Origin of the sequence: Acinetobacter sp. MD2(2019) (assembly GCF_035615615.1) — a bacterium.
Taxonomy (GTDB): Bacteria; Pseudomonadota; Gammaproteobacteria; order Pseudomonadales; family Moraxellaceae; genus Acinetobacter.
Map to the genome: position 1 here is coordinate 19,123 of NZ_VTDU01000002.1, position 17,346 is coordinate 36,468.

Consider the following 17,346-nt stretch of genomic DNA (forward strand, 5'->3'; position numbering starts at 1 on the left):
GACAACAACAAGATTTAATTAAGCTGTATTAGAGCATAAACTGCTTAATTTTTAAAAGGCATCCAATTTTTATTTGATGGGTAGAGTCTAATCATCTACCAATCACATTGATCGGTTGACAAATTTTAGGCACAAAAAAACCGCAATTAAGCGGTTAATTCTTCAAGTGGTGCGCTCAGAGAGATTCGAACTCCCGACCCCTTAGTTCGTAGCCAAGTGCTCTATCCAGCTGAGCTATGAGCGCGTACTTGATGGAGCGCATTATACGCAGTTTTCATACTTTGGCTAGTAATTTTTATCATTTAAGACTTAACCGCTTAGTTATTAGGCACAATACAGCTATTTTGTTTTTTTAATTACCGTAATCTTTAGATATAAACCACGATATCAGCATCAAGCATTCAAAAAAACAAATACAGTGAATATGCTCGATTTATTATGTTTTCTAAATTTTAGGCACAAAAAAACCGCAATTAAGCGGTTAATTCTTCAAGTTGGTGCGCTCAGAGAGATTCGAACTCCCGACCCCTTAGTTCGTAGCCAAGTGCTCTATCCAGCTGAGCTATGAGCGCATTACTTGTGTGCTTTGCAGCGTGTTACCTTTGCAACATATTTACTTACTTGGTGCGCTCAGAGAGATTCGAACTCCCGACCCCTTAGTTCGTAGCCAAGTGCTCTATCCAGCTGAGCTATGAGCGCGCATAAGTAAAATGGCGGTGAGAGAGGGATTCGAACCCTCGGTACAGTTACCCGTACGCATCCTTAGCAGGGATGTGGTTTCAGCCACTCACCCATCTCACCGTAACAGGACGCCATAATACAAGCTTCGCGAAAACTCATCAAGTCATGAATGGCTTTTTTTTATGATTTTAGATTCATTTACCTATTTTTTAAGCATTTTTGAATATTTTAGCGCTATTTTGTGCTGAACTATTGCTAAAATAGAGACTTGAATTCTCTCTTGATGTCTATATAGACTGAAAATCATACACAATCTTGCAATGATTCTCGTGCAGTCTTTGTCTGCATGACTTATGCTTAACTCTATCTGCTGATAAGAAGCCAATCGATATGATGAAAAACTGGGTCGATCCTGAAGCGAATGCTGAAGCTGAACGTTATGACAACCCGATTCCAAGCCGTACACTCATTACCAGTACACTTGAACAACTACAACAACCACAATCGCATGCCGAATTGGTTGACCATTTTAATTTACAAGATCAAAAAAGTATTGATGCCCTAAGCCATCGTTTAAGCGCAATGGTGCGCGATGGACAATTGGGTAAAGATAATTTCAAATTTAAGCTCATTGCCGACCAACCGACTTTTGATGCAACGGTTTATATTAATAATAAAGGCTTTGGTTCAGCGCATATTGATGGGCAAAATGACGTTTTGCTGCCTGAACGTGAGTTACGCTTAGTCTTTAATGGCGACCGCGTGAAAGTGCGCCAAACCTCTGTAGACCGCAAAGGTAAACAATGGGGCGTAATTACCGAAGTGGTACAGCACCGTGTGAAACAATTGATTGGTCAAGTGGCTGAACATGAAGGTGAATACTTTATTCAACCTGCCACGCCCAATCAGCACCAACCGATTACGCTTGAAAAAGAACTGATTGCACATGCCAAAGCCAATGTAGGCGAAATGTTCCGCATCAGCATCGACACTTATCCAACGCGTGAAGAATTTGCCACAGGGCATATTGTACAGTCGATGGCAGACAAAGCCGACACCGAAATCATCATCCCACAGACCATTTTAGAATTTGGTTTGCCGTATGAGTTTCCAGATGAGGTTGTTAAAGAAGCGGAAAGCTTTAAAGAACCGTCAGCTAAAGACCGTAAAGGGCGCATCGACCTGCGTGATTTACCATTAGTCACCATCGATGGTGAAGATGCACGTGATTTTGACGATGCAGTGTATGCCGAAAAACGTCCCGGTGGTGGTTACCGTGTTGTGGTTGCAATTGCAGATGTCAGCCATTATGTACGTTTAGAAAAACCGCTAGATAATGAAGCACAAGAACGTGGCACTTCGGTTTATTTTCCGCATTTTGTATTGCCAATGCTGCCTGAAGCGCTATCAAACGGACTATGTTCGTTAAATCCGCATGTTGACCGTTTATGTATGGTCTGCGATTTAACGCTCTCTCGTGCAGGACGTGTTACAGGATTTGAGTTTTATCCTTCAGTCATGCATTCCAAAGCCCGCTTAACCTACACCCAAGTTGGCGACTATTTGGAAGGTAATTCGCAAGCGATTCCTGAAGATCGTGATATTCGTAAGTCGATTAACACCTTGTTCCAATTGTATCAAGTCTTAAAAGATCTACGCGCCAAACGCCATGCGATGGAATTTGAAACTGTCGAAACCTACATGACATTTGACGAGTTAGGCGGCATTCAAGAAATTTTACCGCGTACACGCAATGACGCACACAAACTGATTGAAGAATGTATGTTACTTGCCAACGTGGCAGCGGCAGAATATGCACTGAAAAATGATATTCCAATGTTGTACCGTGTGCATGAAGCACCAGAGTTTTCACGTATTCAAAAAGTTAAAGATTTTGTCAAGTTATTGGGACTCCCCTTCCCTGATCAACCGACCCAAGCCGATTATCAAAAAGTCATTGATGCCACCAAAGACCGTGTCGATGCGCCAACCATCCATGCCGTTTTATTACGCTCGATGATGCAAGCCTATTATGGTGCCAAAAATGCCGGTCACTATGGTTTGGCTTATGAAGCGTATACGCACTTCACCTCGCCAATTCGTCGTTATCCTGACTTATTGTTGCATCGTGCCATCAAAGCGCATTTAGAACAGAAAAAATCGCCGTTGTCGGGTGCAGCACTCGATGACGCAGGTGAGCAGTTCTCTAAAACCGAACGCCGTGCCGATGAAGCATCACGTAGCGTGACCTCGTGGTTAAAATGCCACTACATGCAACAGCATTTAGGCGAAGAATTTATTGGCCAAATTAGTGCCGTTGCAGAGTTTGGTTTGTTTGTGACGCTCAAAGATTTTTATATTGATGGCATGATTCATATTAGCCAATTGGGCGATGACTATTTTGTTTACGACATTGCAAGCCAAACCTTAGTTGGTCAAAACCGTGGGCAAATTTTTGGTTTAGGTGATGAACTGAAAATTAAAGTTGCGGGCGTGAATTTAGCTGAACGTAAAATCGATTTTGAATTGCTGAGCCAAGTCACGCATGCAGGTCGTCCGGTGCGCAGTCGTGCACCGCGTGTCAATAAGGCACAAGCTGTTGAAGAAGTGATTGCAGCGCAGACGGCTCAACCAGTTGATGAAAAAGCAGCACCGAAAAAAGACAAGCGCAAAGGCAAATCGAGCTCTTATGCGAAAAAGCCCAATAAAAAGGCTTCAGCAAAAGCAAGTGACAAAGCCGACAAGCCTAAGAAAAAAACCAAAGTGAAAAAGAAAAAATCTAATGCGAAAGCAAAGGGTGATTAATCTTTTATCCAAACCAGAGAGCTTCGGCTCTCTTTTTTTATGCTAAAAAATATAACACAATCTTTTTCTTTTAAAATCAATAACAATGATATTTTAGACTTGATTTATTGTCGTATAAGACGCACATTAATTTTAAGTTTTAAAATTAATGGCAATACGATGACTTTAAGCGCTGCAACACTTCCTGTTCCGCAATTTGACCACATTGAACTTGAACAACTCAAACAAGACATTGAAACCAGCATAGCTCAAGGTCAAGAATTTTTAGCCACACTCACCCAAGCCCCTAGCGACTTTCAGCAACAACTACTTATTCTGACCCAAATGGATACGCTCGAAAACAATATGAGTGAAGCATGGGGAATTTTATCGCATCTAAATTCAGTGATGAGTAATCCACAAACACGCGAGCTTTATCAATCGTTATTGCCGGCATTAAGCGAGTATTACACCCAATTGGGGCAACACACTGCGTTGTATCAAACCTACCAACACGTTCACGACAGTGCTGAATTTTCAAGCCTAAGTGAGGCACAGCAAAGTGCAATTTCTCTGGCTTTACGTGACTTTAAATTGTCGGGTGTGGCTTTAGAAGGTGCCGCGAAAAAACGTTATGCTGAAATTTCAGCGCGTTTATCGCAACTGTCGTCTGAATTTTCGAATCATGTATTAGATGCCACACAAGCCTATTTTAAACCCTTAAGCGATGAAGAACTTGCAGGCTTGCCACAAAGCAGCATAGAACTGCTCAAGCAATATGGTCAACAACGTGAATTAGATCAACCTGTTGCAACGCTAGATTTTCCTTCATATTTGGCGATTATGACCTATGCAACACATCGCCCACTACGTGAAGAAATTTATACCGCCTATACCACCCGCGCTTCAGATCAATCCGCCCATTCAGAATACGACAATACGCCGTTGATGGAAGAAATTCTAAGCTTACGTCAAGAAATGGCAACCTTGCTTGGCTTTGCCAATTTTGCTGAATATTCATTGGCAAGCAAAATGGCACCCGATGTAGCAACGGTACATCAATTTTTGGTCGATTTAGCTGAACATGCGCGCACACCTGCAAAGCAAGAACTTGCTGAACTTAAAGCGATTGCGCAAGCCGATGGTGTTGATGATTTAAAACCGTGGGACAGCAGCTACTATTCAGAAAAATTGAAACAGCAACAATTTAATTTATCTGAAGAAACGCTGAAAGCGTACTTCCCTGCACCCAAAATTGTAGACGGCTTATTTCAAATTGCACAGCGCTTATACGGTATTGACATCATTGAACGTCAAGCACCGGTGTGGCAAGAGGATGTCCGTTATTTTGAAATTGTCGAACAAGGTAAGGTATTAGGCGGCTTTTATCTCGATTTATATGCCCGCACAGGTAAACGTGGTGGTGCATGGATGAGCGGCTTCCGTTCACGCATGCAAACCGAAAATGGATTGCAACTTCCGATTTGCTATTTAGTCTGTAATTTCACCCCACCTGTGGCTAAACAAGCGGCACTGCTCACGCACGATGAAGTACTCACCTTATTCCATGAATTTGGTCACGGTTTACATCACTTGCTTACCGAAGTCGATAATATTTCTGTGGCGGGCACACATGGCGTGGCATGGGATGCGGTTGAATTGCCGAGCCAATTTATGGAATTTTGGACGTGGGATAAAGAAAGCCTCGATTTACTCAGCTCACACATCGAAAACCAAAGTGCGTTACCACAAGATTTACTCAATGCCCTATTGGCTGCACGGTTCTTCCAATCGGGCATGCAAACGCTGCGCCAAGTCGAATTTGCATTATTCGATTTAGAAATTCACAGCCAAACACCAGCACTAAATGCAAAAGGCATTCAAAACACCTTAGACGCCATTCGTAGCAAATATGCGGTAATGCCAGCCACAGCAAGCAATCGTTTCCAACATAGCTTTAGTCACATTTTTGCAGGTGGTTATGCTGCGGGTTACTACTCATATAAATGGGCGGAAGTTTTAGCCAGTGATGCCTTCGACCGTTTTGAGCAAGAAGGGATTTTTAACACTCAAACCGGTGCAGAGTTTCGAAAAGCTGTTTTAGCCGTCGGTGGAAAAAATCCTGCATTGGATGCTTTTGTGCAATTCCGTGGTCGTGAACCAAAAATTGATGCTTTATTGCGTCATCAAGGTTGGACGAATGCTTAAAAAGCCTTAAACTAACGCGGCTTTATCTCATTATCGGAGCAGACCACATGAAAAGACGTTTTATCGCAGGTGCCAAATGCCCAAAATGCGATGCGCTAGATCGCGTGGTCATGCTTAGCGAACATGAGCATGAATGGATTGAATGTGTTGAGTGCGGTTATAATGAAAATCGACCAACTAAGGCTGACCTTGCAGCCACCCAAAGCACAGCCCCCGATGAAATTGGTGTCATCCAATTCCGTCCACGTTAATTTAAGTAGAATTGGCTTTATATGCAAGAAAATCGCAAACACAGTAGTTTATTACTTTGGATCGTCATTACTACGCTCGCCATTCTGTGTGCGGGTCTTTTTGCATGGCAATATCTCGTTGTGAAAGAACCTGCATCAGCACCAAATAAAATTAATTCAGCACAACCAAACACACATACAGCAAGTGAAGTGCAAACTGCAGCACCAACCCAAGAAGCATCGGTTGCACAAACATCCCATGCATTGGTTAATCAGGATTTAACAACGCAGGCCATTCCGCAGAATCCAGCATTGGCACAAGAAGAAATAGATAAACTCAACGACATTCAAAAACAGTTGCAAGCCCAAGAAAGCATTCTTAAAGCGCAACAACAAGATGCAGACAAGTTAATTCAACTTAAACAAGAACAAATCAAATTGCTTGAACAACAAATTGCATCTAAACCTTAAGCATAATATTAATCTAAGCGAAGTGTGGGCCGATGCAATTGTGCCAACACTTTCAGCCGTTTCCAGTCTGCTGTCGGCAATTGATCAAACCAAATCACACACGGTTTGAGTCCAGATGTTTTATCCCAATACAACACAATATATAAGCGATGACCAATCACCTGCAGCAACTGTGCTTGGTGAAGCTTTTGTTTGTTATGTAACTTTAATGTCCAGACTTGATCGCCCAAATAGCAAAAATAAGTGTATTTAGGATATAAATAAAAAGATAGCCATAATGAAAAAATGAGCAACGCAGCAAAGATAAACCCTGCACACATATTTAGAGTCTGAAACACAGCATAGATTAAGCCGGACGCGAAACTCAGTTGAAAAAACCAAGCAATTTTGCTTGGTTTTAATTTAAATGGCTGCTGACTGATAGACATTGTCTTTCAGCTTTTGAATCAGTTGTTTGAGTTCTTCGCGTGGCGGTTCACCGACATCCATGAACCAATCTAATAGATCAGGATCTTCTTGCTCCACCAATTCGGCAAAGAGCATTTTTTCATGTTGATCGGCGTGTAAATAATTTTTTTTCACATAAGGATCGAAATAAACATCGATTTCTTTTAAGCCACGACGTGCGCGGTAAATAACTTTGCGTTCTTCTAGGGTTAATTGTTCAGTTTCGTGCATGATACCGCCCTATCCTTTTAAAATCATTTGATTAGTTTAGCAAGATTCATTCAAAAAACCACGAATATTGTTCAAGTACAAAAAATTCCCATAAAAAAAAGGCCGGTTAAAAAACCGACCTTTTTCGAATAACTGTTAATTATTCTGCAGAAGCGTTAACTTCACGATCTACTAGCTCAACGTAAGCCATCGGTGCAGCATCACCTGCACGGAAGCCCGCTTTAAGAACACGTAGATAACCGCCGTTACGTTCTTTGTAACGAGGGCCAAGAACGGTAAATAATTTACCAACAGTTGCAGCTGAACGAGTACGAGCAAACGCTAAGCGACGGTTTGCTACAGTATCGTTTTTAGCTAAAGTGATTAAAGGCTCAGCAACACGACGAAGTTCTTTCGCCTTAGGAACCGTTGTTTTAATTAACTCGTGCTCTACTAAAGCATTAGTTAAGTTTTGAAACAACGCCTTACGGTGGCTGCTTGTACGGCCTAATTTCACACCACTATTACGATGACGCATGGTGATAGTCCTACTTAATTAACGGCTACGATAGGCGAAACGATCGTCCATGCGTAAACTAGCTGGTGGCCAGTTTTCTAAACGCATGCCGAGTTGCAAGCCTTTCGAAGCTAAAACATCTTTAATCTCAGTCAACGATTTTTTACCTAAGTTAGGAGTTTTTAACAACTCAACTTCAGTACGTTGAACAAGATCACCAATGTAGTAAATATTTTCTGCTTTCAAACAGTTAGCAGAACGAACAGTAAGCTCGAGATCATCTACTGGACGAAGCAAAATTGGATCAACTTCTTCACGTGGCTCTTGAGCTACAGGCGCTTGATCTTTCTGAAGATCAACAAAAATTGCAATTTGTTGTTGCAAGATTGTTGCCGCTTTGCGGATTGCTTCTTCTGGATCAACCGTTCCGTTAGTTTCAAGATCAATGACCAGCTTATCAAGGTCAGTACGTTGTTCTACACGTGCATTTTCTACAGTGTAAGACACACGTTTGATCGGGCTATAAGAAGCATCTAACTGTAGGCGACCTACAGGACGTGTTTCACCTTCAGGGAAACGCGAGTCAGATGTTTCATAACCACGGCCTTGAGAAACTTTCAAGCGCATTTTTAATGAGCCTGAAGTACTTAAAGTACCAATCAAATGTTCAGGGTTTACCAATTCTACATTATGCGGTAAACGAAGGTCAGCAGCAGTTACATCGCCCGGACCTTGTTTTTCCAATGTAAGGTAAGCTTCGTTTTGATCGAACAGCTTAATCGACAATCCTTTTAGGTTCAGCAAGAGCTCGACGATGTCCTGCTGCAAGCCTTCTAAAGTACTGTACTCGTGCTCGACGCCTTCTATCTCTACTTCAACCACAGCAGCGCCAGGTAAAGAAGACAATAGAATGCGACGTAAAGCATTACCAAGAGTATGGCCAAAACCACGCTCTAAAGGTTCAAGAATCACTTTTGCCGAGGTCCCGCTCACCGCTTCGACCTTGATCGCTTGCGGAGTTAGAAACTCGTTTGCAGTACGCGTCATTTATTGCTACCTCAAGGATTATTTAGAATACAACTCTACGATTAAGCTTTCGTTGATTTCAGCAGGTAGATCTGAACGATCTGGTGCAGCTTTAAACGTACCTTCAAACTTAGAATGGTCAATTTCCATCCAAGAAGGAATGCCACGTTGAGTTGCTAATTCAATTGCGTTTTTAATACGTAATTGTGTTTTAGCACCTTCATGTACAGCAATTACATCACCAGCTTTTACTTGAATAGACGCAATGTTAACACGACGACCATTTAAAGTAATAGAACGGTGAGAAACTAGCTGACGAGCTTCTGCACGTGTAGAACCGAAACCCATACGATAAACAACGTTATCAAGACGGCTTTCAAGCAATTTCAACAAGTTTTCACCTGTTGCGCCTTTAACACGAGCTGCTTCTTTATAGTAGTTACTAAATTGACGCTCTAACACACCGTACATACGACGTACTTTTTGTTTTTCACGTAATTGTAGTGAATACTCAGATTGCTTACCGCGAGCTTGGCCATGTTGACCAGGCGCTTTAGCATGCTTTTTAGTTTTGACGTCAAACGGTTTAACGCCAGATTTTAATTGCAGGTCTGTCCCTTCGCGGCGAGAGAGTTTGCATTTTGGACCAATATAACGAGCCATGAATGTTTCTCCTTACACGCGACGTTTTTTAGGTGGACGGCAACCGTTGTGAGGAATTGGTGTCACATCGGTAATGCTGTTGATCTTATAACCCACTGCGCCTAATGCACGAACCGCAGACTCACGACCTGGACCAGGACCTTTTACAAGGACGTCTAGGTTTTTCAAACCGTAATCCAAAGCTGCTTTACCAGCAACTTCAGCAGCTACCTGAGCAGCAAACGGAGTTGATTTACGTGAACCACGGAAGCCTTGTCCACCTGAGGTGGCCCAAGCCAATGCATTACCTTGACGATCGGTAATCGTTACAATGGTGTTATTAAAAGACGCGTGAATGTGTGCAACACCTTCAGAGACGGTACGAGTGACCTTCTTGCGTGTGCGAGTATCTTTAGCCATCTTTTAGCTTCCAGAAAATCTTACTTTTTAATCGGTTTGCGCGGACCTTTACGGGTACGTGCGTTAGTTTTGGTGCGTTGACCGCGGACAGGCAAGCTACGACGATGACGAAGACCACGGTAGCAGCCTAAATCCATTAAACGTTTAATGTTCATGGAAATTTCGCGGCGTAAGTCACCTTCGGTCGGAACCTTAGCAACTTCTGCACGAATCGCATCAAGCTGTGCATCGTCCAACTCACGTACTTTAGTAGTAGTGGCGATACCAACAGCAGCTAAGATGCTCTTAGCAGTGTGGCGACCAACACCAAAAATATACGTAAGGGAGATAACAGCATGCTTGTTATCCGGAATGTTTACACCGGCAATACGAGCCATTCACTTTCTCCAAAAAGGCAGCAGAGATAATCAACCGCCCCACAAAAATCTTGAGGGGCGGATAGTAACCTAATTTGCCTACTGAAATCAACAGGTCTAGGTTAAATAATTAACCTTGACGCTGCTTATGACGAGGTTCAGCGCTGCAAATTACGCGAATCACCCCATTACGACGGATAACTTTACAGCTACCACAAATTTTCTTTACAGAAGCTTGTACTTTCATGATGAAACCTCTAAGTACGCTTATCCCTTCGGATGAGCGGTCGTTTTTCTCATGAGCGTTTGATTGTCATATTGGTGTGAGGTTAGATGTGCCTGTAATTGGGCCATAAAATCCATCACTACAACAACAACAATTAACAATGATGTACCACCAACGTTTACCGTCATATTAAATGAACTTTGTAAGATCATTGGCATTAAGCAGATCACGGTAATATAAATTGCCCCAATAAACGTCAAACGATTGAGAATATGATCTAAATAACGAGCCGTTTGCTCACCTGGACGAATACCAGGCACATACGCTCCGCTGCGTTTTAAATTCTCAGCTACTTCTTTCGGGCTAAATACAAGCGCGGTATAAAAATAACAGAAAAATATAATTAACGCACCGAAAAGCACCAAATACAAAGTGTGCCCAGGCGACAATACCAGTGCCAATTCTTGTAATGAACGCTTCAAAAAGCCTGCATCTTTGTCAGCACCACCGACCCACTGTCCTAAACTTGCTGGAAACAGCAGTAAAGAACTGGCAAAAATTGCCGGGATCACCCCTGCCATATTAATTTTCAATGGCAAATGGGTTTGCTGAGCCGTAAAGATACGACGACCTTGCTGTTTTTGCGCATAGTTCACTGCAATACGACGCTGTGCCTTTTCAATAAAGACAATCGCAGCCAATACGCTTAATGAAATTAACGCTAGAACAGCTAAACCAATAACGCTTGTTTGACTATTTTCAACTGCTGAAATTGATTGCAACACCATATTTGGTAAATTTGCCACAATCCCTGCAAAAATAATCATCGAGATACCATTACCAATACCACGTTCGGTAATTTGCTCACCAAGCCACATCAAGAACATTGTACCTGCAACCAATGAGCTCACCGCAGGAATATAGAATGCTAAGCCATTGGTGAGGGTAATCCCTTGACCAATTAAACCTGCACACATACCTGTTGCTTGAACAAGAGCCAAGATTAATGTGCCCTGACGGGTATATTGATTAATTTTACGCTTTCCTTGCTCACCCTCTTTTTTCAAAGCTTCGAGTGATGAAATTACCGTTGACATCAACTGCACAATAATTGATGCAGAAATATACGGCATAATCCCCAAGGCAAGAATTGACATTCGTTGTAATGCACCACCTGAAAACATGTTAAACAAACCAAGGATTGTACCTTGGTTTGCATTAAACAATTGCTCAAGCGCAGCATTATTAATGCCTGGTACTGGAATATGCGATCCTAGTCGAAAGACCAACAATGCGCCGATGAGAAACATCATTCGACGAATAATTTCACGATATTTCACATGAAATGGTTGGCCTTTCATCATGTTCACATGACCTGAAGAACTAGGAGACATAGACACTCGTATTACTCCTCGACTTTACCGCCAGCAGCTTCAATTGCAGCTTTAGCGCCTTTAGTCAATGCAACACCTTGAACAGTGAATGCACGAGTAATTTCACCAGAAAGCACAACGCGTGCGCGAGTTTGGTCGCGACGTACAACGTTTGCAGCTTTTAAAGTTTCTAGGCTAATAATATCGCCTTCCACTTTAGCCAACTCAGACAAACGTACTTCAGCAGTTTTCAAAGCGATTTGGCTAGTGAAGCCGAATTTAGGTAAACGACGATAAATCGCTGTTTGACCACCTTCAAAACCTGGACGAGTACCGCCACTTTTACGTGAATTTTGACCTTTAACACCACGGCCACCAGTCTTACCAACGCCCGAACCGATACCACGGCCTAGACGACGATGTTCACGTTTAGCACCTTCTGCAGGCGCAAGTTCATTTAAACGCAGAGTCATGGCTTATTCCTCTACACTAACCATATAGTAGACTTTATTGATCATACCACGGTTAGAAGGAGTATCTTGCACTTCTACAGTATGACCGATGCGACGCAGACCTAAACCTTGAAGGCAAAGTTTGTGATTTTTCAAACGATGCGAAGAAGATTTAGTCTGGGTAACTTTAATCGTTTTCATGATTGATTACCCTTGAATTTGTGCTACTGAAAGACCACGTTTCGCAGCGACTTTCTCAGGAGAAGTCATATCACGCAAACCTTTAAAAGTTGCGTTTACTACGTTAGCAGCATTTGTAGAACCATAACATTTAGCAAGTACGTTATGTACACCTGCAGCTTCTAAAACGGCACGCATTGCGCCACCAGCGATTACGCCAGTACCTTCAGAAGCAGGTTGCATGTACACACGGCTTGCGCCATGACGAGCATTCACAGGGTGCTGTAGAGTTGTACCAGCCAAATCTACAGTGATCATGTTGCGACGAGCAGCTTCAAGTGCTTTAGAAATAGCAGCTGGAACTTCACGTGCTTTACCACGACCAAAACCTACGCGACCATTACCATCACCCACAACAGTTAATGCTGTGAAAGAGAAGATACGACCACCCTTAACAACTTTGGCTACACGATCAACGGCAACCAGCTTTTCAACAAGACCTTCGTTTTGTTCAACTTTAGCCATGATTAGAACTCCAAGCCGTTTTCACGAGCAGCATCAGCCAAGGCTTTGATACGACCATGATATTTAAAACCAGAACGGTCAAATGCAACTTTCGTTACACCTGCAGCTTTCGCGCGTTCTGCGATTAAAGCACCTACTTTAGTAGCTGCATCTACGTTACCTGTTGAGCCAGCACGTAAAGAGGCATCTAAAGTAGAAGCTTGCGCTAATACTTTGCCACCATCTGCTGAGATAACTTGTGCATAGATGTGACGCGGCGTGCGGTTTACACACAAACGAGTCGCACCCAATGCACGGATGTGCAAGCGTGTGCTTTTCGCACGACGCAAACGGGATTGTTTCTTTTCGTTCATAAGAACCTCGCGCCTTATTTCTTCTTAGCTTCTTTACGAAGAACAACTTCATCCGAATAACGAACACCTTTACCTTTATATGGTTCAGGAGCACGGTAAGAACGGATATTTGCAGCTACTTGACCCAACATCTGTTTGTTTGCAGATTTCAAAACAATTTCAGTTGCAGTTGGAGTTTCAGCAGTTACACCTTCAGGCAATGTGTAGTCGATTGGATGCGAGAAACCGAGGTTTAAATTAACCACATTTCCTTTAACCGCAGCTTTATAACCAACACCGATAAGTTGTAACTTACGTTCAAAGCCTTCGTTTACACCTTTTACAAGGTTATTTAATACAGCGCGAGCAGTACCTGCCTGCATCCAAGCGTCTTTAGACTCTTGAACCGGAGCAAGTTGAAGTTTACCTTCTTCCTGTTTTAGCTCGACCAGCGCATGCAGGTTGAAAGACAAAGTACCTTTGCTGCCTTTCACTTCGACCTGCCGGCCGTTCTGAGTAACTGTAACACCAGCGGGTACAGTTACTGGGGCTTTAGCCACACGAGACATGAGGAATCACCTATTAAGAAACAAAAGCAATAACTTCACCACCAACGCCTGCAGCACGTGCAGCGCGATCAGTCATGATGCCTTTGCTTGTAGAAACAATTGCAATACCTAAACCTTGCTTAACGCTTGGTAGTTTATCTTTACCGCGATATTGGCGTAGACCTGGACGGCTTACACGTTTCACAGTTTCGATAACTGGTTTGCCTTCGAAATATTTTAAAGTTAAAGTCAAAGTTGCTTTAGCTTCTTCTTGAGAAACTTCAACACCAGAGATATAACCTTCTTGCTCTAATACGTTTGCAATAGCAACTTTGAGCTTAGAGTTTGGCATAGAAACAGTTTGTTTTTTTGCCATTTGTGCGTTACGAACACGAGTTAACATGTCGGCAACGGTATCTTGCATACTCATTTATAGTGCTCCTTACCAGCTTGCCTTAACAACGCCAGGTACATCACCTTGCATTACGGTATCACGTAATTTGTTACGGCTTAAGCCGAACTTACGGAAGAAACCATGCGGACGACCAGTTAAACCACAACGGTTACGTAGACGTACAGGAGATGCATTACGTGGTAACGCTTGTAACTTCATCATCGCATCGAAACGCTCTTCGTCGCTAGCATTTACATTTGCAATAACAGCTTTTAATTCAGCGCGTTTTGCAGCAAATTTAGCAACAGTAGCTTCGCGTTTCAATTCGCGATTAATCATACTTTTCTTAGCCATATCGACCTCTTATTTGAACGGGAAGCCGAATGCACGCATAAGCGCACGGCCTTCGTCATCGGTGCGAGCAGTCGTAGTGATGGTAATATCCATACCACGAATACGATCAATCTTATCAAAATCGATTTCAGGGAACATGATTTGTTCCTTTAGACCCACTGAGTAGTTACCACGACCGTCAAATGATTTCGGAGAGAAACCACGGAAGTCACGGATACGAGGGATCGCGATTGAGATCAAACGGTCTAAGAATTCGTACATACGTTCGCCGCGTAAAGTAACTTTACAACCGATCGGCCAACCATCACGGATTTTGAAACCAGCGATTGATTTACGAGCAAGCGTAAGAACTGGTTTTTGACCAGCAATTGCTTGCATATCAGCTAGAGCACCATCAAGGAGTTTTTTGTCGGCAGCAGCTGCGCCAACACCCATGTTGATCGTGATTTTTGTGATGCGAGGAATATCCATCACATTCTCAACGCCCAATACTTCTTTTAATTGAGCCTTAAGTTCGTCGTTGTAACGTGTTTTAAGTCTGGCCATTGCCTTTTTCAACCTATTACTTCGCTACCGCCACTGATTCACCATTTGATTTGTAAACGCGAGTTTTCACGCCTTCAATCACTTGGTAACCAACACGGTCAGCCTTTTGGGTTGTAGCATTAAAAACTGCCACGTTTGAGATATGAAGCGAAGCTTCTTGAGTAACGATAGCGCCTTCAGCACCCGTTGCACGGTTTGCTTTCTGGTGCTTCTTCACTAAGTTAAGGCCTTCAACCTTAACACGGTCTTCAGAAACAGACAAAACAACACCTTGTTTGCCTTTTTCTTTACCTGCGATCACGATAACCGTATCGCCTTTTTTAATCTTAGCCATGATTGCCTCTTATAGAACTTCAGGAGCCAATGAAATAATCTTCATAAACTGTTCAGTACGAAGTTCACGAGTCACTGGTCCAAAAATACGAGTTGCAATCGGTGCTTTGTTGTTGTTTAACAATACAGCAGCATTGTCATCAAAACGGATTACAGAACCGTCTGGACGACGAATACCAAACTTTGTACGTACTACAACTGCATTCATCACGTCACCCTTTTTAACACGGCCACGTGGAATTGCTTCTTTTACAGTAACTTTAATAATGTCGCCAACAGAAGCATAACGACGATGTGAACCACCTAGTACTTTGATACATTGTACGCGGCGAGCACCACTATTGTCTGCTACGTCTAGCATACTTTCGGTTTGAATCATTGCCCTACTCCAAAACCGAGCATCACCGGTCGCAATTTCAAAGGCACAAAGAATACCCGAAATTGACCGATGATGCAACAGATACGTCTAATTACTCAGCAGCAGCTTCAACTACTTCCACTAAAGTCCAAGCTTTAGTTTTAGAAATTGGGCGGCTTTCTTTGATGGTTACGATATCGCCAGCTTTAGCGGTATTGTTCTCATCATGAGCGTGTAATTTTGTTGAACGGCGGATTGATTTGCCATACAACGGGTGTTGAACGCGGCGTTCAATAAGCACAACAATAGACTTGTCCATTTTGTCGCTTACGACTTTGCCGGTTAACGTGCGGACTGTTTTTTCACTCATTGCCCGTTCCCCTGTTTTTCGGTTAGGAGTGTCTTGATACGAGCAATTGCCTTACGAGCAACTTGCACTTCGTGCGATTTGCCCAATTGACCAGTTGCTTTTGCCATACGAAGACGGAATTGGTTAAGCTGTTGCTCATCAAGCAAAGCTTTCAACTCTTCTACCGACTTTTCACGTAGATCTTTAGTTTTCATTACATTACCGTCCGAGTCACGATAGTGGTTTTAAACGGAAGTTTAGCAGCAGCAAGCTTGAATGCCTCTGTCGCTAACTCATCGCTAACACCTTCAATTTCGTACAGGATCTTACCTGGTTGGATTTGACAAACCCAGTATTCCACTGAACCCTTACCTTTACCCATACGAACTTCTAATGGTTTTTCAGTAATTGGTTTGTCTGGGAATACGCGGATAAAGATCTTACCACCACGTTTAATACGACGGCTAATGGTACGACGCGCAGCTTCGATCTGACGCGCAGTCATACGACCACGTTCAGTCGCTTTAATTGCGATTGTACCAAATGATACTGTACTACCACGATGTGCTAGACCAGTGTTACGGCCTTTTTGCACTTTACGGAATTTGGTACGTTTAGGTTGCAACATGGATTATTCTCCCTTGTCAGCAGCACGGTCTGAACGACGACCACGACGCTCTTGACCTTCACCACGACCACGACCGCGTTTAGCTGGACGTTCTTCAGCAGGAGCAGGGTTCATGACTTGTTTCATGCCACCCAAGATCTCACCACGGAAAATCCAAACTTTAACACCAATCGTACCGTAAGTAGTTTCTGCACGCATAGTCGCGTAGTCGATGTCTGCACGAAGTGTATGCAAAGGTACACGACCTTCACGATACCACTCAGTACGCGCAATCTCTGCACCACCAAGACGACCTGAAACTTCAACTTTGATACCTTTCGCGCCAGCACGCATCGTGTTTTGAACCGCACGCTTCATAGCACGACGGAACATTACACGCTTTTCTAATTGAGAAGCGATTGCTTCAGCAACTAAACGCGCGTCTAAATCTGGACGATCGATTTCGTTGATGCTTACTTGCGCAGGAACACCCATAATAGTGGTAAGTTCGCGCTGTAATTTCTCAATGTCTTCGCCTTTTTTACCGATAACGATACCAGGACGAGCAGTGCTAATGGTTACTTTAGCAGCGCCTGTAGGACGTTCGATAAGAATATTGCTGATCATCGCGTTTTTAAGTTTTTTAGTTAAAAACTCACGAACTTGAAGATCTTTAAGCAAATATTCAGCGTATTGTTTCGGATTCGCATACCAGTTAGCGTTATGACGTTTCACAACACCTAGGCGGATACCGATTGGATGAACCTTCTGACCCAT

Annotated in this window: 26 protein-coding genes, 4 tRNA genes and 1 pseudogene; 4 read left to right on the forward strand and 27 right to left on the reverse strand. The window is 42.9% G+C overall.

What is annotated here, in order from left to right:
• Positions 1–167 precede the first annotated feature (167 nt).
• From I2F62_RS01375 to I2F62_RS01390, 4 genes are all read right to left on the reverse strand, one after another.
• Positions 168–244, reverse strand: a tRNA-Arg gene (locus tag I2F62_RS01375).
• Between the two features lie 251 nt (positions 245–495).
• Positions 496–572: transfer RNA gene (locus I2F62_RS01380), tRNA-Arg, on the reverse strand.
• A gap of 50 nt (positions 573–622) precedes the next feature.
• Positions 623–699: transfer RNA gene (locus I2F62_RS01385), tRNA-Arg, on the reverse strand.
• A 12-nt stretch (positions 700–711) separates the two neighbouring features.
• Positions 712–801: transfer RNA gene (locus I2F62_RS01390), tRNA-Ser, on the reverse strand.
• Positions 802–1,071: 270 nt separating this feature from the next.
• On the opposite strand from I2F62_RS01390, the gene rnr reads away from it, so the two are divergent.
• The 4 genes from rnr (at position 1,072) to I2F62_RS01410 (ending at position 6,374) form a co-directional block, all read left to right on the forward strand.
• Positions 1,072–3,486, forward strand: coding sequence for a ribonuclease R (gene rnr, locus I2F62_RS01395; RefSeq protein ID WP_324625243.1), 2,415 nt, complete (start codon positions 1,072–1,074; stop codon positions 3,484–3,486).
• A 159-nt stretch (positions 3,487–3,645) separates the two neighbouring features.
• Complete coding sequence (locus I2F62_RS01400; protein ID WP_324625244.1) at positions 3,646–5,673, forward strand: M3 family metallopeptidase; 2,028 nt, start codon at positions 3,646–3,648, stop codon at positions 5,671–5,673.
• Between the two features lie 47 nt (positions 5,674–5,720).
• Positions 5,721–5,924, forward strand: a complete 204-nt coding sequence (locus I2F62_RS01405) for a YheV family putative zinc ribbon protein (protein ID WP_324625245.1) — start codon at positions 5,721–5,723, stop codon at positions 5,922–5,924.
• 21 nt (positions 5,925–5,945) lie between these two features.
• Positions 5,946–6,374 (forward strand): hypothetical protein, encoded by a 429-nt coding sequence (locus tag I2F62_RS01410; RefSeq protein WP_324625246.1) that lies wholly within the window; start codon positions 5,946–5,948, stop codon positions 6,372–6,374.
• 8 nt (positions 6,375–6,382) lie between these two features.
• Here the strand turns inward: I2F62_RS01410 and I2F62_RS01415 are convergent, their stop codons facing one another.
• The 23 genes and pseudogenes from I2F62_RS01415 to rpsC all read right to left on the reverse strand — a co-directional run bounded on the left by I2F62_RS01415 (position 6,383) and on the right by rpsC (position 17,346).
• Complete coding sequence (locus I2F62_RS01415) at positions 6,383–6,802, reverse strand: hypothetical protein (RefSeq protein WP_324625247.1); 420 nt, start codon at positions 6,800–6,802, stop codon at positions 6,383–6,385.
• On the reverse strand, positions 6,777–7,052 hold the full coding sequence (locus tag I2F62_RS01420; RefSeq protein WP_324625248.1) for a succinate dehydrogenase assembly factor 2: 276 nt from the start codon (positions 7,050–7,052) through the stop codon (positions 6,777–6,779). Before I2F62_RS01420 ends, I2F62_RS01415 begins: the two co-directional genes overlap by 26 nt.
• 139 nt (positions 7,053–7,191) lie before the next feature.
• Positions 7,192–7,569, reverse strand: a complete 378-nt coding sequence (gene rplQ, locus I2F62_RS01425) for a 50S ribosomal protein L17 (RefSeq protein ID WP_324625249.1) — start codon at positions 7,567–7,569, stop codon at positions 7,192–7,194.
• An 18-nt stretch (positions 7,570–7,587) separates the two neighbouring features.
• Positions 7,588–8,595 (reverse strand): DNA-directed RNA polymerase subunit alpha, encoded by a 1,008-nt coding sequence (locus tag I2F62_RS01430; protein ID WP_324625250.1) that lies wholly within the window; start codon positions 8,593–8,595, stop codon positions 7,588–7,590.
• 18 nt (positions 8,596–8,613) lie between these two features.
• Positions 8,614–9,237, reverse strand: coding sequence for a 30S ribosomal protein S4 (gene rpsD, locus I2F62_RS01435; RefSeq protein WP_324625251.1), 624 nt, complete (start codon positions 9,235–9,237; stop codon positions 8,614–8,616).
• A 12-nt stretch (positions 9,238–9,249) separates the two neighbouring features.
• Positions 9,250–9,636 carry a 30S ribosomal protein S11 gene (gene rpsK, locus I2F62_RS01440; RefSeq protein ID WP_001040166.1) on the reverse strand — a complete coding sequence of 129 codons (387 nt, stop codon included), beginning with the start codon at positions 9,634–9,636 and terminating at the stop codon, positions 9,250–9,252.
• A gap of 20 nt (positions 9,637–9,656) precedes the next feature.
• On the reverse strand, positions 9,657–10,013 hold the full coding sequence (rpsM, locus tag I2F62_RS01445) for a 30S ribosomal protein S13 (protein ID WP_324625252.1): 357 nt from the start codon (positions 10,011–10,013) through the stop codon (positions 9,657–9,659).
• Between the two features lie 109 nt (positions 10,014–10,122).
• Positions 10,123–10,239, reverse strand: a complete 117-nt coding sequence (gene rpmJ / locus I2F62_RS01450) for a 50S ribosomal protein L36 (RefSeq protein ID WP_000867907.1) — start codon at positions 10,237–10,239, stop codon at positions 10,123–10,125.
• A 20-nt stretch (positions 10,240–10,259) separates the two neighbouring features.
• Positions 10,260–11,579, reverse strand: coding sequence for a preprotein translocase subunit SecY (gene secY / locus I2F62_RS01455; protein ID WP_324625420.1), 1,320 nt, complete (start codon positions 11,577–11,579; stop codon positions 10,260–10,262).
• Between the two features lie 44 nt (positions 11,580–11,623).
• Positions 11,624–12,064, reverse strand: coding sequence for a 50S ribosomal protein L15 (gene rplO / locus I2F62_RS01460; RefSeq protein WP_324625253.1), 441 nt, complete (start codon positions 12,062–12,064; stop codon positions 11,624–11,626).
• Positions 12,065–12,067: 3 nt separating this feature from the next.
• Positions 12,068–12,244, reverse strand: a complete 177-nt coding sequence (gene rpmD / locus I2F62_RS01465; protein WP_000849088.1) for a 50S ribosomal protein L30 — start codon at positions 12,242–12,244, stop codon at positions 12,068–12,070.
• 6 nt (positions 12,245–12,250) lie between these two features.
• A complete protein-coding gene (gene rpsE / locus I2F62_RS01470) occupies positions 12,251–12,748 on the reverse strand; it encodes a 30S ribosomal protein S5 (protein ID WP_004650472.1) in 498 nt (165 codons plus the stop codon).
• Between the two features lie 2 nt (positions 12,749–12,750).
• Positions 12,751–13,101, reverse strand: coding sequence for a 50S ribosomal protein L18 (rplR, locus tag I2F62_RS01475; RefSeq protein ID WP_324625254.1), 351 nt, complete (start codon positions 13,099–13,101; stop codon positions 12,751–12,753).
• 14 nt (positions 13,102–13,115) lie between these two features.
• Complete coding sequence (gene rplF / locus I2F62_RS01480) at positions 13,116–13,649, reverse strand: 50S ribosomal protein L6 (protein WP_324625255.1); 534 nt, start codon at positions 13,647–13,649, stop codon at positions 13,116–13,118.
• A gap of 13 nt (positions 13,650–13,662) precedes the next feature.
• On the reverse strand, positions 13,663–14,058 hold the full coding sequence (rpsH, locus tag I2F62_RS01485; protein ID WP_324625256.1) for a 30S ribosomal protein S8: 396 nt from the start codon (positions 14,056–14,058) through the stop codon (positions 13,663–13,665).
• A 12-nt stretch (positions 14,059–14,070) separates the two neighbouring features.
• Positions 14,071–14,376, reverse strand: a complete 306-nt coding sequence (rpsN, locus tag I2F62_RS01490; protein WP_324625257.1) for a 30S ribosomal protein S14 — start codon at positions 14,374–14,376, stop codon at positions 14,071–14,073.
• Between the two features lie 9 nt (positions 14,377–14,385).
• Complete coding sequence (rplE, locus tag I2F62_RS01495) at positions 14,386–14,922, reverse strand: 50S ribosomal protein L5 (RefSeq protein ID WP_324625258.1); 537 nt, start codon at positions 14,920–14,922, stop codon at positions 14,386–14,388.
• A 16-nt stretch (positions 14,923–14,938) separates the two neighbouring features.
• The gene (rplX, locus tag I2F62_RS01500; RefSeq protein ID WP_324625259.1) at positions 14,939–15,256 is read right to left on the reverse strand and encodes a 50S ribosomal protein L24; all 318 of its coding nucleotides are present in this window, start codon (positions 15,254–15,256) and stop codon (positions 14,939–14,941) included.
• Between the two features lie 9 nt (positions 15,257–15,265).
• Positions 15,266–15,634, reverse strand: a complete 369-nt coding sequence (gene rplN, locus I2F62_RS01505) for a 50S ribosomal protein L14 (protein WP_004924120.1) — start codon at positions 15,632–15,634, stop codon at positions 15,266–15,268.
• 91 nt (positions 15,635–15,725) lie between these two features.
• On the reverse strand, positions 15,726–15,983 hold the full coding sequence (gene rpsQ, locus I2F62_RS01510) for a 30S ribosomal protein S17 (protein WP_324625260.1): 258 nt from the start codon (positions 15,981–15,983) through the stop codon (positions 15,726–15,728).
• Positions 15,980–16,177, reverse strand: coding sequence for a 50S ribosomal protein L29 (gene rpmC / locus I2F62_RS01515; protein WP_004754241.1), 198 nt, complete (start codon positions 16,175–16,177; stop codon positions 15,980–15,982). Before rpmC ends, rpsQ begins: the two co-directional genes overlap by 4 nt.
• On the reverse strand, positions 16,177–16,590 hold the full coding sequence (gene rplP / locus I2F62_RS01520) for a 50S ribosomal protein L16 (protein WP_324625261.1): 414 nt from the start codon (positions 16,588–16,590) through the stop codon (positions 16,177–16,179). The genes rpmC and rplP overlap by 1 nt, the downstream gene beginning before the upstream one ends.
• Positions 16,530–17,346, reverse strand: a pseudogene (gene rpsC, locus I2F62_RS01525) (30S ribosomal protein S3). The gene rplP and the pseudogene rpsC overlap by 61 nt, the downstream one beginning before the upstream one ends.

Coding starts and splice junctions, on each gene's coding strand:
- I2F62_RS01410 (WP_324625246.1), top strand. CDS start 5,946: ATGCAAGAAAATCGCAAACACAGTAGTTTATTACTTTGGATCGTCATT.
- I2F62_RS01405 (WP_324625245.1), top strand. CDS start 5,721: ATGAAAAGACGTTTTATCGCAGGTGCCAAATGCCCAAAATGCGATGCG.
- rplQ (WP_324625249.1), bottom strand. CDS start 7,569: ATGCGTCATCGTAATAGTGGTGTGAAATTAGGCCGTACAAGCAGCCAC.
- rpsN (WP_324625257.1), bottom strand. CDS start 14,376: ATGGCTAAGAAAAGTATGATTAATCGCGAATTGAAACGCGAAGCTACT.
- I2F62_RS01415 (WP_324625247.1), bottom strand. CDS start 6,802: ATGTCTATCAGTCAGCAGCCATTTAAATTAAAACCAAGCAAAATTGCT.
- rplF (WP_324625255.1), bottom strand. CDS start 13,649: ATGTCTCGTGTGGCTAAAGCCCCAGTAACTGTACCCGCTGGTGTTACA.
- rplN (WP_004924120.1), bottom strand. CDS start 15,634: ATGATTCAAACCGAAAGTATGCTAGACGTAGCAGACAATAGTGGTGCT.
- rplE (WP_324625258.1), bottom strand. CDS start 14,922: ATGGCCAGACTTAAAACACGTTACAACGACGAACTTAAGGCTCAATTA.
- rpmD (WP_000849088.1), bottom strand. CDS start 12,244: ATGAAAACGATTAAAGTTACCCAGACTAAATCTTCTTCGCATCGTTTG.
- rplO (WP_324625253.1), bottom strand. CDS start 12,064: ATGACTCTGCGTTTAAATGAACTTGCGCCTGCAGAAGGTGCTAAACGT.
- rnr (WP_324625243.1), top strand. CDS start 1,072: ATGATGAAAAACTGGGTCGATCCTGAAGCGAATGCTGAAGCTGAACGT.
- rpmJ (WP_000867907.1), bottom strand. CDS start 10,239: ATGAAAGTACAAGCTTCTGTAAAGAAAATTTGTGGTAGCTGTAAAGTT.
- rpsK (WP_001040166.1), bottom strand. CDS start 9,636: ATGGCTAAAGATACTCGCACACGCAAGAAGGTCACTCGTACCGTCTCT.
- rplR (WP_324625254.1), bottom strand. CDS start 13,101: ATGAACGAAAAGAAACAATCCCGTTTGCGTCGTGCGAAAAGCACACGC.
- rpsQ (WP_324625260.1), bottom strand. CDS start 15,983: ATGAGTGAAAAAACAGTCCGCACGTTAACCGGCAAAGTCGTAAGCGAC.
- secY (WP_324625420.1), bottom strand. CDS start 11,579: ATGAAAGGCCAACCATTTCATGTGAAATATCGTGAAATTATTCGTCGA.
- rplP (WP_324625261.1), bottom strand. CDS start 16,590: ATGTTGCAACCTAAACGTACCAAATTCCGTAAAGTGCAAAAAGGCCGT.
- rpsE (WP_004650472.1), bottom strand. CDS start 12,748: ATGGCTAAAGTTGAACAAAACGAAGGTCTTGTTGAAAAGCTGGTTGCC.
- rplX (WP_324625259.1), bottom strand. CDS start 15,256: ATGGCTAAGATTAAAAAAGGCGATACGGTTATCGTGATCGCAGGTAAA.
- I2F62_RS01400 (WP_324625244.1), top strand. CDS start 3,646: ATGACTTTAAGCGCTGCAACACTTCCTGTTCCGCAATTTGACCACATT.
- rpmC (WP_004754241.1), bottom strand. CDS start 16,177: ATGAAAACTAAAGATCTACGTGAAAAGTCGGTAGAAGAGTTGAAAGCT.
- I2F62_RS01420 (WP_324625248.1), bottom strand. CDS start 7,052: ATGCACGAAACTGAACAATTAACCCTAGAAGAACGCAAAGTTATTTAC.
- rpsM (WP_324625252.1), bottom strand. CDS start 10,013: ATGGCTCGTATTGCCGGTGTAAACATTCCGGATAACAAGCATGCTGTT.
- I2F62_RS01430 (WP_324625250.1), bottom strand. CDS start 8,595: ATGACGCGTACTGCAAACGAGTTTCTAACTCCGCAAGCGATCAAGGTC.
- rpsD (WP_324625251.1), bottom strand. CDS start 9,237: ATGGCTCGTTATATTGGTCCAAAATGCAAACTCTCTCGCCGCGAAGGG.
- rpsH (WP_324625256.1), bottom strand. CDS start 14,058: ATGAGTATGCAAGATACCGTTGCCGACATGTTAACTCGTGTTCGTAAC.